The organism is Citrobacter sp. Cpo030, from assembly GCF_030333005.1.
Taxonomy (GTDB): Bacteria; Pseudomonadota; Gammaproteobacteria; order Enterobacterales; family Enterobacteriaceae; genus Citrobacter; species Citrobacter portucalensis.
The window spans coordinates 82,548-95,412 of sequence record NZ_JAOWGT010000041.1 but is presented as its reverse complement, the minus strand read 5'-3'; the positions used below and the strand labels follow the sequence as shown (position 1 = coordinate 95,412).

The following is a 12,865-nucleotide window of genomic DNA, read 5'->3' as shown; positions in this document are numbered from 1 at the left end:
TGATGGCGGCTTCGCCTTATCAGGCCTACGGTCAAAGCATTGTGGTAGGCCGGATAAGCGTCAGCGCCATCCGGCAAAAAATCAACAGCACTTCGCGCCACCTTTCCCGCCATATCGTGCATCCTGGCGCTCACGGAAAAATTCTTCGTAGGTCATTGGCGTCTGGTCCGGATGCGTGACGCGCATATGTTCAACATAGTTGTCGTAATCCGGCACACCTATCATTAATCGGGCGGTTTGACCTAAATACTTCCCGGCTTTGGCGAGTGTTTCAAACATAGTGATTCCCTGTCGTACAAACGCCCTCCCCGCTGCGGAGAGGGCTCGTTGGTTAAGAGAATATTAGTGCGCACCTTTCGCCTGCGCCACGATCTCTTCGACATTCTCAGGCATCGGCTCGTACGGTGTCTCTTTCGAAGTTGGTTTGTCCTCTTTCAATGCTGCCATCGCAGTTTTGATGGAGAACAGACCCAACACCACAACGACGACCATGAAGAAGATGGTGAGACCCGCATCCAGGCGGTTGTTAAACACCAGTTGCGTCAGCTGCGACTGGGTGTACTGCGCCGGAATGTTACCGCTGTCGATCATCGCCTGGAACTTGTTGGCGATAGCCAGGAAGCCGATTTTCGCATCCGGGCTAAACGCTTTCTGCCAGCCAGCGGTCAGGGTACAAATCAGCAGCCAGGCCGTTGGCACCAGCGCCACCCATGCGTAGCGCTGGCGTTTCATCTTGAACAGCACCACAGCACAGAGCATCAACGCCATACCGGCCAGCATCTGGTTAGCGATACCAAACAGCGGCCACAGGGTATTGATACCTCCCAGAGGATCCACCACGCCCTGGTGTAAGAAGTAACCCCAGGCCAGCACGCACAGCGCCGTCGCCAGCAGGTTTGCAGGCAGCGAATCGGTACGTTTCAGCCCCGGTGACACCACACCCAGCAAGTCCTGCAGCATAAAGCGCGCGGCCCGTGTACCGGCATCGACCGCCGTCAGAATAAACAACGCTTCAAACAGGATGGCGAAGTGATACCAGAACGCCACATCCATCATGCCGCCCAGCGCGCCGTGCAGAATGTACGCCATGCCTACCGCCAGCGTCGGCGCACCGCCTGCGCGGGAGATAATGGATTGTTCGCCGACATCATTCGCGATCTGATGCAGCGTATCAGGCGTGATCACAAAGCCCCAACTGCTCACTACCTGTGCCGCTGATGCAACCACATCGGTAGTTCCTGCTGGTGCCAGTACTGCCATTGGGCTGTTCATCGCAAAGTACACGCCCGGGTCGATAACACAGGCAGCCACCAGCGCCATAATGGCGACAAAGGATTCCATCAGCATCCCGCCGTAGCCGATAAAGCAGGCCTGACCTTCATTCGCCAGCATCTTCGGCGTGGTACCGGAGGCAATCAGCGCGTGGAAACCAGAAACTGCACCACAGGCAATGGTAATAAACAGGAACGGGAACAGGTTGCCGCTCCAGACCGGACCCGTACCGTCAACAAACTTGGTCAGTGCAGGCATGGTCAGCGTCGGGCGCATGATCAAAATCCCTACCGCCAGACCCACAATGGTGCCGATTTTCAGGAAGGTAGAGAGGTAATCACGCGGGGCCAGCAGCAGCCACACCGGCAGCACGGCAGCGACAAAACCGTAACCCACCAGCATCCACGTCAGCTGTACGCCGGTAAAGTCAAAGTACGGTGCCCAGGTCGGGCTTTCAGCCACCCAGCCGCCGGAAATAATGGCAAACACCAGGAACACCAGACCGATGACCGACACTTCGCCAATGCGGCCCGGGCGCAGATAGCGCAGATAAATCCCCATGAAGATCGCCAGCGGGATGGTGAACGCCACGGTGTAGGTTCCCCACGGACTGTGGGTCAGCGCTTTCACGACGATCATCGCCAGTACCGCGAGAATAATCACCATGATCATAAAACAGGCCACCAGCGCAATAACGCCCGCCGTTGGGCCCATCTCTTCTTTCACCAGTTCGCCAAGGGAACGACCATCGCGACGGGTAGAAACAAACAGCACCATGAAGTCCTGCACCGCACCCGCCAGTACCACCCCGGCGAGCAGCCAGATCATCCCCGGCAGATAGCCCATTTGCGCCGCCAGCACCGGTCCAACTAACGGACCTGCTCCGGCAATCGCCGCAAAATGGTGACCAAACAGCACTTTTTTATCGGTGGGAACATAATCCAGACCGTCGTTATGGCGCACGGCTGGCGTCATACGCGTCGGGTCAAGCGCCAGTACATTTTTCGCGATGTACAGGCCGTAGAAACGGTAAGCGATAAGGTAGACACAGACCGACGCCACGACTATCCACAACGCGTTGATCTGTTCACCACGATTTAATGCGATATAGCCGAGGGCAAATGCTCCCATAACGGAGAGCACTGTCCAGACGAGGTACTTCCCTGATTTGTTCATAGTTGTTATCCGTTGTCCGATCCAGAGAGATGTTACATTTTGTTTCTATAACATCTTTTCTGAATTTAACAACCTGACAACCATACAAACCCGAAGTATCACTGAGTATTTACATTGCATTGTTAACTAGATCACTTCATTCACCTGTTAACTCTGCAATTTCATTTTACTTTGCCGGGTGATCTCACCCCATCACCGCAGTGCCTAAACGGCAGGTGCAGCAGCGTCGTCCCTGCTCATCAAAGATGACGATTTCCCAGCTTTGATTTTGACGCCCAAGGTGCAGCGGCTGGCAAACGCCGCGCACTTTCCCTTGCGATACCGCCCGATGATGCGTGGCGTTGAGTTCCGTCCCCACTACGCATTGCCCGTCGCGGGTCATCAGATAACCCGCCATTGAACCCAGCGTTTCCGCCAGGGCCGCGGATGCGCCGCCGTGCAGCAGGCCAAATGGCTGATGCGTACGGCTATCCACTGGCATTTCGGCTTCCAGCACATCATCACCCAGCCGGGTATAGACCATGCCTAAATGCGCCACCATCGTGTTCTGACTGGTGGCATTGAGTTCATCCAGCGTTAAATGACGCTTCCAGATCATCGTCATGCCCCCAGCGTGGAACCGCCGTCCACCACGATATCCTGTAACGTAATGTGGCTGGCCAGATCGGAGGCGAGGAATAAAATAGTGTTGGTGATCTCTTGCGGCCGGGCGATTTTCCCCAGCGGAATCCCGAGCTTAAACTGCTCGCCAAATCCACGAATACGCTGTTGCTCCGCGTCATCGCTAACCCACAGCGTGCGCTGCATATCGGTGTCGGTCGAGCCTGGCGACACCACATTACAGCGCACACCGCTACCCGCCAATTCAAGTCCGACGGTCAGCGCCAGACTTTTCAACGCGGCCTTTGAAGCACCGTAAGCACTCATGCCGATACGCGGCGTGTGTGCCGCATCCGACGCGACTGTCACGATCGCCCCGCCCTGCTGGCGACGAAACTGCGCCATCGTCTGCTGAAACAGATTGAACGCCCCACCAACGTTAACCGCAAACGTCTGCTGCCACTCCTCAACGCTCAACGCATCGGTGGCCCCCATACGCAAAATACCTGCGGCATTGACCAACACATCCAAACGCTCGCGCGCTTTGAGGACGCGCTGGCACACTTCAGCTACCTGTCCGGCATTCGCCACATCCAGCACTTCGGTCGCAAACGGGTAGTTATCCTGAGGAAATTCGCGATCGAATCCTGTCACCTCAGCACCAGCCTTCGCAAATGCCAACGCCGTGGTGTAGCCAATCCCTTTACCCGCGCCGGTTACCCAGACGGTTTTCCCGGCAAAATCAAATCCAGCCATTACTTCACCTCGCGGGAGAGCAGCGCCCACCATGCGTCAATGGTCGGTTTTTTCGCCAGCATCACGAAATCAATGTCACCATGAACCTTACGCCAGCGCGCCGCCAGCGCCATCATGCGCACGGAATCCAGCCCGTAGTCGATCAGGTTTTCGTCATCCATCGGCTCTTCAGACTCATCCAGCAACGGCAGAATAACGCTGCGCAACGCATCTTTACTGGTCGGGACCGGTGTCGGCAATAATTCCTGGGTCATTACCACACGCCCGGAACGTCCCGCCACGTATTTCAGCGACATCAGGTGTTCGTCACGGCTAAAGTCCGCCAGCGCATCGGCAACCATAAACGGCTTGATATCACGCATGAAGGCGTCCGTTGCGGTGGTCATACAGCCAATATGTGCATACACCCCGGTAATGATCAGTTGATTACGTCCAGTTTCCTTGAGCATCTGTTCCAGCGGGGAGCGATGAAATGCGCTATAACGCCATTTCACCAGAATGGTATCCGCTTCATCCGGCGCCAGCGCCTCAACGATCTTTTGTTGTTCCGGCGAACGCGTCAGGCCCGGTCCCCACATATCATTGAGCAGAGCACGATCTTCATCACTCTGTTCTTTCGGCTGAGCGGTGTAATACACCGGAATGTTATGCTCTTTGCAGTACTGGCGCAGCGCGGCGATGTTCGCGACGACCTGCTCCATCATCGGGCAGTTATCGCCCCAAAAGCCGATAAAATAATCCTGCATGTCGTGGATCAGCAGCGCGGCGCGTTCAGGGTCAAATGCCCAGTCGACTTTGTTCACCGGAACATCGAGCGCCGTTGGTAGCGCATAAGCCTGCAGTTTAGGAATTGCCATTTCTATTTCTCCTTCAGGCCAGTGAACGTGATGCCAGCCACTGACGTAATTGTTTTTTATCTACCTTCCCCACTGGAGTCAGCGGTAATGACTCAACGCACTCAACACGATCGGGTAATTTGAATTCCGCTATGCCCTGTTCGCGTAGAAAACGGCGCACCTGCACCGCGCGCAGCGGCTCTTTCACCACCAGCCAGGCACAGCTTTTCTCGCCCATCAGTTCGTCATCCATACTGACCAGCGCGGCATGGATCACCATTGGATGGCGCAGTAGTAGGTTTTCAATCTCTTCAGCGGCGATCTTCTCCCCGCCGCGATTGATCTGATCCTTTTCACGCCCCTGAACGGTGATGTAACCATCCGGATCGATAGCGATCAGATCGCCGGAACAGTAAAAGCCGTTGGCGTCAAAGGCGCTGGCATTATGCTCAGGACTTTTGAAATAACCGCGGAAGGTGTACGGACCACGCGTCATCAGGCGTCCGGTCTCTCCCTGGGCTAAGGGGTTGCCGTCAGCGTCTGCTACCCAGACTTCATCATCGGGACACATCGGGCGACCCTGGGTATTGATGATGCGCTCAGGACTGTCGTCCAGACGGGTGTAGTTCACCAGCCCTTCCGCCATGCCGAAGACCTGCTGCAACTGGCAGCCAATCTCGGCTGGAATACGTGCCGCAAGCGTGGCGGAAAGTCTCGCGCCACCGACCTGAAGCAATTTCAGCGAAGCCAGTTGCGCATTGCTGCCCCACTCCGCAATCGCCTGCAACCACAGGCTCACCGCAGGTGGCACCAGCGCCGTGACGTTAACCTGATGCTGCTCAATCAGCGGGAAACACAGGGTAGCGCTCGGGTCAGCCGCCAGTACCACGGTGCCGCCGGCCAGGAACACGCCCAGCGCGCCAGGTGAGCTCATGGCGTAGTTATGCGCCGCCGGGATCGCGCACAAATAACGCGTTTCCCCGGTGAAGCGGCAAATCTCATTGCTACGACGCACGCTGTAGTAGTAATCGTTATGAGTGCGAGGGATCAGTTTTGGCGTCCCGGTCGTCCCGCCGGAAAGCTGGAAGTATGCCACCTCATCAGCGGGCGAAGGTGTAGCAGTAAAATCAGTCGCAGGCTGGCTTATCGCCGTTTGAAGATTGTGTTCACCTTCATCATTGCGCAGTTGCACCACGCGCACTGAATTGTGTTCGGCCACAAAAGCGTTAAGAAAATCGTCGCCGCTAAACAGCGTATGCTGGCGATCGGCAATCAGCAGTGCCGGCTCAATCTGTTTGGCGTAGGCGTTGAGTTCGTTACGCTGATGGCTGAACAGCGCCAGCACTGGAGCTACGCCCAGCTTGAGCAGCGCAAAGAAGGTGATATACAGCTCAGCCACATTGCCCAGTTGTACCAGCGCGGTTTCGCCGGGTTTGATCCCCTGGCGACGCAAGCTGCAGGCAAGATTGTCAGCGGCCTGATTCAGTTGGCGATAGCTCAGATGGCGTTCACCATCAATTACCGCCGTATGCTCGCTGTCGGCGTGACGGGTCAGAATGTCGGTCAGCGGCAAATCCTGCCAGTAACCTTTTTCACGATAGCGGCGGGCAAACTCTTCCGGCCAGCGGGTGAAAGGAATACTCATTATTGCTCCTTAAAACCAGTCCACAAGGCTCTTAGTGCAGTCCAAAAACATTCAACATCGTGGAGAGCTTAGCCCCCGTTTCGCGCCATTCCGCAACCGGGGAAGAGGCTGGAACAATTCCTGCTCCGGCAAAGAAACGTACCTGATTGCGCAGCAGCTTCGCACAGCGGATCGTCACTACCCACTCACCGTTACCTTCGGCATCACACCAGCCAACAATGCCACCGAACAATTCGCGATCGAACGGCTCCAGCTCGGCGATAAGCTTGCGCGCAACCTGATGTGGGAAGCCGCTCAGCGCAGGCGTCGGATGCAGCAGGCACGCCAGCGTCAGGGCGTTTTCCTGCGGGTTAGCTTTACCTTCAAACGGCGTGCCGAGGTGCCAGAGCGTCGGCGTGGTAACCAGCTGCGGAGAAGAAGGCAGTTGTAGTTCACGGCTGCGATCGCGCAATACCGTTTTCATCGCTTGCGTCACCAGTTCGTGCTCATGGCGGTCCTTCTCAGATGCCAGCAGGCGGATCCCTGCTTCGCGATCCAGCACATCATCAGGCTGACGACGTGCAGAGCCCGCCAGCGGCAGAGAACTGAAACGATCGCCTTCTTTGCGCAGTAACAGTTCCGGGCTGGCACCAATCAATACGCCGCCGTCTTCAATCGGTACATGGAAGTTGTAGCTCGCCGGGTTTTGCGCCACCAGACGCTCCAGCAGCGCACCGCTGTCAATGTTGGCATCGGCGGTGATATCGATCAGGCGTGACAACACCACTTTGTCGACTTCCGGAGTAGACGTCAGCGCAGCTGCCCGGGCGACCATATCTTCAAAAAAGTCCTGTTCCGGGATCGATTTACGTTCAACGACGTTCAGCGACTGATGCGCGGTAAAGTAACGTGATGATTGCTGCTTCGCCGTACGAGAAAAGCTCTGCCATGATTGGGGAATAAACAGCGATGATGGCTGGCGGGTATCAAAGGGAATCGCTCCGACCATGACAGGGTTCGCGATGCCCTGAGATTTGGCATCAGCAAACAGTGCGTTCATTTTTTGTTGGAAAGGGCTGTCTGGCGAATCGCCATCAATTGCCGGTTCCGCATAGCGGGCGAAGCATCCTGACGTCGTAAAACTACGGTACGGCGACATAAAGAAAAAACTGTCGGGAGCGAGCGTCGGCATAGTCTGCGTTTTTTCCTCGGCCAGTGACGTATCCATATCATCCTCCAAAAATGATAAAGGCTCTAATAATGATTATCATTTATATTTTCGGTCGCTAACCTAAAAGTAAAGCGGCGGTATGTCAACTCTTGTGGTAGCACAATGTGCGACTTTGGCTTGCATCCTTGCTCGCTAACAATGAAAATGAGAAGCATTACTCATACTGATAACAGGAAGCCGATTCGTGAGTCTCCCCTCTTTTTGCCGCACCGTGCTCTTACTGGCAGGTTTATCTCTTTCAGGAATTTCTTCAGGTCACGCCGCCGACTGGCCGCGTCAGGTTACTGACAGCCGCGGCACGCATACGCTTGAGCATAAGCCGCAACGCATTGTATCCACCAGCGTGACCCTCACCGGCTCGCTGCTGGCGATTGATGCCCCGGTCATTGCCAGCGGTGCCACTACCCCGAACAATCGCATCGGCGATGCGCAGGGCTTTTTACGCCAGTGGAGCGAAGTGGCAAAAGAACGCAAACTGAGCCGCCTGTATATCGGCGAACCGAGCGCCGAAGCCGTCGCAGCTCAAATGCCGGATCTGATTCTGGTTAGCGCCACTGGGGGAGATTCTGCCCTCGCGCTATACGATCAGCTGTCCACCATTGCGCCAACGCTCATCATTAATTACGACGATAAAAGCTGGCAGTCGCTGCTGACCCAGTTAGGTGAAATTACCGGTCAGGAGCAACAGGCAGTTGCGCGAATTGCCGAGTTTGATAAGCAACTTCAGGCGGTTAAGCAACATATTACCCTGCCACCACAGCCGGTCAGCGCGCTGGTATATACCGCCGCGGCGCACAGCGCCAACCTGTGGACGCCTGAGTCAGCGCAAGGCAAGCTGATGGAGCAGTTAGGGTTCACGCTGGCAACGCTGCCTGACAACTTGCACACCAGCCAGAGTCAGGGCAAACGCCACGATATCATCCAGCTTGGCGGTGAGAACCTGGCGGCAGGCCTGAACGGTGAAGCGCTGTTCCTGTTTGCTGGCGACAGCAAAGATGCCGACGCTATTTACGCCAATCCGCTTCTGGCGCATCTGCCTGCCGTGCAGAATAAACGCGTTTACGCCCTGGGTACGGAAACCTTCCGTCTCGACTACTACAGCGCCACGCTGCTGCTGCAACGTCTGTCGGCTCTCTTTTAATTGTCAGCGCCGGATGCGGCTCACGCCTTATCCGGCCTACAACCGTAGAGCACAACGCGATCAGACATTCACAGGGACTTGCCGGAATCGGCGCACTTCTCCCAACAACAGCAGCAGTAGCAGACCGACAATCACCAGCCCAAACCCACTCACGCTTGCCGAAGCAACCGGCGTCATCATCGCGCCCAGACCACCTAACAACGCCGCGCCAATCGCATCGCCGGTGACGTTCTGTGCGGTCCACAAACCATTAATTCGCCCGAGCATCGCTTCCGGTGTCTGCGTCTGTAACAGGGTGTACTGCAACAAAGAGCTGACCGCACTCAACCAGCCGAACAGCGCCAGACAAACCACACCAAGCTGCCAGACGGGCATCAAACCAAACAAGCCGATAGCCAGAAATGAAGCCACGGTCGATGCCAGCATAATCAGTCCCGGGCGAACGCTGTGCGCCAGTTGTCCGCTAGTCAATGCGCCCACGGCTGCCCCTAGCGGAATAGCCGCATACAAAAGGCCAATTTGCGCACTCGACATGTGCCAGTTAATCGCCAACGCCGGATACAGCACACGCACGGCGCTCGCCATGGTTAACAGACCACCAAGCAGCGCAATGCCGCCAATCAGCGGACTGGCAAGCAGAAAGCGGAATGCTGCCAGCAGCGATTTCAGCGGATGCTCGCGCGGCTGCGGCGGAGGCGGCAACGCAGGAAGGCTCAGCAACGGTAGTAAGGTAATGAAGGTTCCCGCCGCCGCCAGTCCGTAGTTCCAGGCCACGCCGCCAGTCGCGAGCAGCACCCCGCCAAGCATCGGTGAAATTACCGATCCCAGACGCACCGTCAGCATGGTAATCGCCCCAGCCTGCATCAAATTCTCGCGCCCAACCAGCGCTGGCGTCGCAGCCAGCAATGCGGTCACGCCCAGAGAGGCAAAGAAACCGTCCCATAAGCCAAGCAGATAAATCGCCAGCAACGACGGTTCGGGCAGCAGCGCATTCAGACACAGGCCAATAAAGCCAATACCACAGGTTCCACGCGCCAGCAGGATCACTTTTTTACGCTCATAGCGGTCGGCCAGCACTCCGCCCACCATCAGGCCAATAAACATTGCGCTACCGGTCAACGTCACCGACAACCCCACCTGCCAGGTCGACTGGGTCATCATCTGGATCTGTACCGGAACCGCCACGCCGAGTAGCCCCAGAGAGACAATGGAAATAAAACGGGCGAGGAAGACAGCGCGAAATGCTGGGTGGGTCTTTAACAGGCTGAGATTGAGCAGCCAGGATTGTCGATTCATTACAGAGCCTTACCAGGTACTTTTTCAATATCCATTCGATGGCTGCACATGCTAACATATCCAAATAAGATCGATAACGATAATTACTATCATTATCAGGGAAGTTGATATGTCATGCTCTGTTTCCGCGACACGTGCCTTCGCCGTGCCCGGACTATTGTTGTTACTTGTTCTCACCACGGTATTAAGTCTGGTTATTGGCGCCAAGTCGCTACCTGCCTCCGTGGTGCTGGATGCGCTCACCGGCAGTTGTCAAAGTGCTGATTGCACCATCGTGCTGGACGCGCGCCTGCCGCGCACGCTGGCGGGGCTGCTCGCCGGTGGCGCGCTGGGCCTGGCTGGCGCACTTATGCAAACGCTCACGCGTAACCCTCTCGCCGATCCCGGCATTCTGGGTGTCAACTCCGGCGCCAGCTTCGCTATTGTGCTGGGGGCCGCGCTGTTCGGCTTTTCCTCTGCGCAAGAGCAGCTGCTGATGGCCTTTTGCGGTGCGCTGGCTGCGTCGCTGATCGTAGCTTTTACCGGCAGTCAGGGCGGCGGGCAGTTAAGCCCGGTACGTCTGACGCTGGCGGGCGTTGCGCTGGGCGCGGTGCTGGAAGGATTATCCACCGGCATCGCCCTGCTCAACCCGGACGTTTACGATCAGCTGCGTTTCTGGCAAGCCGGCTCACTGGATATCCGCAGCCTGCAAACGCTGAAGGTTGTGCTGGTACCGGTACTGATTGCCGCGGCTGTCGCACTGTTCCTCAGTCGCGCCCTGAATAGCCTGAGCCTCGGCAGCGACACCGCTACCGCGCTTGGCAGTAAAGTCGCTCGCACGCAGTTTATTGGCCTGCTGGTTATTACCGTACTGTGCGGCAGTGCGACCGCGATTGTCGGTCCTATCGCCTTTATCGGCCTGATGATGCCGCACATGGCACGCTGGCTGGTGGGGGCGGATCACCGCTGGTCACTGCCCGTAACCCTACTGGCAACGCCTTCTCTGTTACTGATTGCCGATATAATCGGTCGCCTGATTGTCCCCGGCGAGCTGCGCGTGTCGGTAGTCAGTGCGTTTATCGGTGCACCGGTGCTTATCTTTCTGGTACGCCGTAAATCGCGCGGAGGTGGCGCATGATGCACCTCTCCCGCCGCCTGATAATCAGCAGCCTGCTGCTGGTTGCAGGTTGTCTCGTCATGGGTTTGTGGAGCCTGCGTAGCGGCGTTGTTACGCTGGAAACCCAGCAAATTATTGCCGCCCTGCTCGGCGATGCGCCGCGCAGTATTACGCTGGTGGTGACCGAATGGCGTTTGCCACGCGTGCTCATGGCGCTATTGATTGGCGCAGCGCTCGGCGTGAGCGGCGCAATATTCCAGTCGCTGATGCGCAACCCGCTGGGCAGCCCGGATGTGATGGGTTTCAATACCGGGGCCTGGAGCGGTGTGCTGGTGGCAATGGTGCTGTTCGGACAGCATCTCACCGCTATCGCGCTGGCAGCCATGCTGGGTGGGATCCTGACTTCTCTGGTGGTCTGGGCGCTCGCCTGGCGCAATGGTATCGACACCTTCCGGCTGATTATTATCGGTATCGGCATTCGCGCCATGCTGGTGGCGTTCAACACCTGGCTGCTGCTGAAAGCATCATTAGAAACCGCGCTGACGGCTGGGCTGTGGAACGCCGGATCGCTCAATGGCCTGACCTGGGCCAAAACCTGGCCGTCTGCCCCGCTGATTATCATCATGCTGGTATGCGCCGCGCTGCTGGTACGCCGGATGCGCTTACTGGAAATGGGTGATGACAGCGCCTGTGCGCTTGGCGTCAGCGTTGAGCGTTCACGTCTAATGATGATGCTGGTTGCGGTGGTACTAACCGCTGCCGCAACCGCGCTGGCCGGTCCTATCTCGTTTATTGCTCTTGTCGCGCCGCATATCGCGCGACGTATAAGCGGTACATCGCGCTGGGGATTAACCCTGTCGGCGCTGTGCGGCGCGTTGCTGTTGCTGATGGCGGATTTATGCGCCCAACAGCTGTTTATGCCTTATCAGCTTCCGGTGGGCGTTGTCACCGTAAGCCTCGGCGGTATTTATCTTATCGTCTTGTTAATTCAGGAGTCCCGCAAAAAATGATCGAATCAGTAGCCCGTTTGCGTGGCGACCAGTTAACGCTGGGTTATGGCAAATTTACCGTGGCGGAAAACCTCAATGTGTCGATTCCCAACGGCCATTTCACCGCGATTATCGGGCCAAACGGCTGCGGGAAATCAACATTACTGCGCACGCTGAGTCGTCTGATGACGCCCGCGCACGGCAAGGTCTGGCTCGACGGCGAGCATATTCAGCACTATGCCAGCAAAGAAGTCGCCCGTAGAATAGGTTTGCTGGCGCAAAACGCCACCACGCCGGGGGATATTACGGTACAGGAGCTGGTTGCCCGCGGACGCTACCCGCACCAGCCGCTGTTTACCCGCTGGCGGCAAGAGGATGAAATTGCGGTCTCAAACGCCATGCAGGCGACGGGTATCACCCACCTGGCATCACAAAGTGTGGATACCCTTTCCGGCGGACAACGTCAGCGTGCATGGATTGCGATGGTGCTGGCGCAGGAAACGTCGATTATGCTGCTCGATGAACCCACCACCTGGCTGGATATCAGCCATCAGATCGATCTGCTGGAACTGCTGAGTGAGCTAAATCGGGAAAAAGGCTACACGCTGGCCGCCGTTTTGCACGACCTGAATCAGGCCTGTCGTTATGCAACACATCTGATCGCGCTGCGTGACGGAAAAATTATTGCCGAGGGTGCACCGAAGGAGATCGTCACCGCGCAGCTTATTGAAAAAATCTATGGACTGCGCTGTATGATTATCGACGATCCGGTTGCCGGAACGCCGTTGGTGGTGCCGCTTGGACGCAACAAATAACACGCGTTACAGTATGGCGGCCAGCTTGCCGCC

12 protein-coding genes are annotated in these 12,865 nt (G+C 56.8%); 4 read left to right on the top strand and 8 right to left on the bottom strand.

All coding sequences use genetic code 11. The annotated features are described in order from the left end of the window. Positions 1-81: 81 nt before the first annotated feature. From OGY37_RS02345 to entC, 7 genes are all read right to left on the bottom strand, one after another. A complete protein-coding gene (locus OGY37_RS02345; protein WP_003022064.1) occupies positions 82-279 on the bottom strand; it encodes a YbdD/YjiX family protein in 198 nt (65 codons plus the stop codon). Positions 280-342: 63 nt separating this feature from the next. After that, on the bottom strand, positions 343-2,448 hold the full coding sequence (gene cstA, locus OGY37_RS02340) for a pyruvate/proton symporter CstA (protein ID WP_166465319.1): 2,106 nt from the start codon (positions 2,446-2,448) through the stop codon (positions 343-345). 184 nt (positions 2,449-2,632) lie between these two features. Further along, complete coding sequence (gene entH / locus OGY37_RS02335) at positions 2,633-3,046, bottom strand: proofreading thioesterase EntH (protein WP_003022055.1); 414 nt, start codon at positions 3,044-3,046, stop codon at positions 2,633-2,635. Between the two features lie 2 nt (positions 3,047-3,048). Beyond that, on the bottom strand, positions 3,049-3,804 hold the full coding sequence (gene entA / locus OGY37_RS02330) for a 2,3-dihydro-2,3-dihydroxybenzoate dehydrogenase EntA (RefSeq protein ID WP_286619976.1): 756 nt from the start codon (positions 3,802-3,804) through the stop codon (positions 3,049-3,051). Further along, complete coding sequence (locus OGY37_RS02325) at positions 3,804-4,661, bottom strand: isochorismatase (RefSeq protein ID WP_003831197.1); 858 nt, start codon at positions 4,659-4,661, stop codon at positions 3,804-3,806. The genes entA and OGY37_RS02325 overlap by 1 nt, the downstream gene beginning before the upstream one ends. Before the next feature lie 13 nt (positions 4,662-4,674). Then, positions 4,675-6,285, bottom strand: a complete 1,611-nt coding sequence (entE, locus tag OGY37_RS02320) for a (2,3-dihydroxybenzoyl)adenylate synthase EntE (protein ID WP_286619974.1) — start codon at positions 6,283-6,285, stop codon at positions 4,675-4,677. A gap of 31 nt (positions 6,286-6,316) precedes the next feature. Beyond that, positions 6,317-7,492, bottom strand: a complete 1,176-nt coding sequence (gene entC, locus OGY37_RS02315) for an isochorismate synthase EntC (protein WP_048235908.1) — start codon at positions 7,490-7,492, stop codon at positions 6,317-6,319. 187 nt (positions 7,493-7,679) lie between these two features. Here entC and fepB point away from each other — a divergent pair, with 187 nt between their 5' ends. Continuing rightward, entirely contained in the window at positions 7,680-8,636 is a 957-nt protein-coding gene (fepB, locus tag OGY37_RS02310) for a Fe2+-enterobactin ABC transporter substrate-binding protein (RefSeq protein WP_148362279.1), read from the top strand. Between the two features lie 60 nt (positions 8,637-8,696). Here fepB and entS read toward each other — a convergent pair whose 3' ends face one another. Beyond that, positions 8,697-9,932, bottom strand: a complete 1,236-nt coding sequence (gene entS / locus OGY37_RS02305) for an enterobactin transporter EntS (RefSeq protein WP_003831193.1) — start codon at positions 9,930-9,932, stop codon at positions 8,697-8,699. Between the two features lie 109 nt (positions 9,933-10,041). Between entS and fepD the strand changes: the two genes are divergently transcribed. From fepD to fepC, 3 genes are read left to right on the top strand one after another with little or no spacing between them, the layout of a single operon-like run. After that, the gene (fepD, locus tag OGY37_RS02300) at positions 10,042-11,049 is read left to right on the top strand and encodes a Fe(3+)-siderophore ABC transporter permease (protein WP_003831192.1); all 1,008 of its coding nucleotides are present in this window, start codon (positions 10,042-10,044) and stop codon (positions 11,047-11,049) included. Beyond that, positions 11,046-12,038 (top strand): iron-enterobactin ABC transporter permease, encoded by a 993-nt coding sequence (gene fepG, locus OGY37_RS02295; RefSeq protein WP_166465318.1) that lies wholly within the window; start codon positions 11,046-11,048, stop codon positions 12,036-12,038. Before fepD ends, fepG begins: the two co-directional genes overlap by 4 nt. Further along, entirely contained in the window at positions 12,035-12,832 is a 798-nt protein-coding gene (gene fepC / locus OGY37_RS02290) for an iron-enterobactin ABC transporter ATP-binding protein (protein ID WP_003831189.1), read from the top strand. Before fepG ends, fepC begins: the two co-directional genes overlap by 4 nt. The last annotated feature ends 33 nt before the right edge of the window (positions 12,833-12,865 follow it).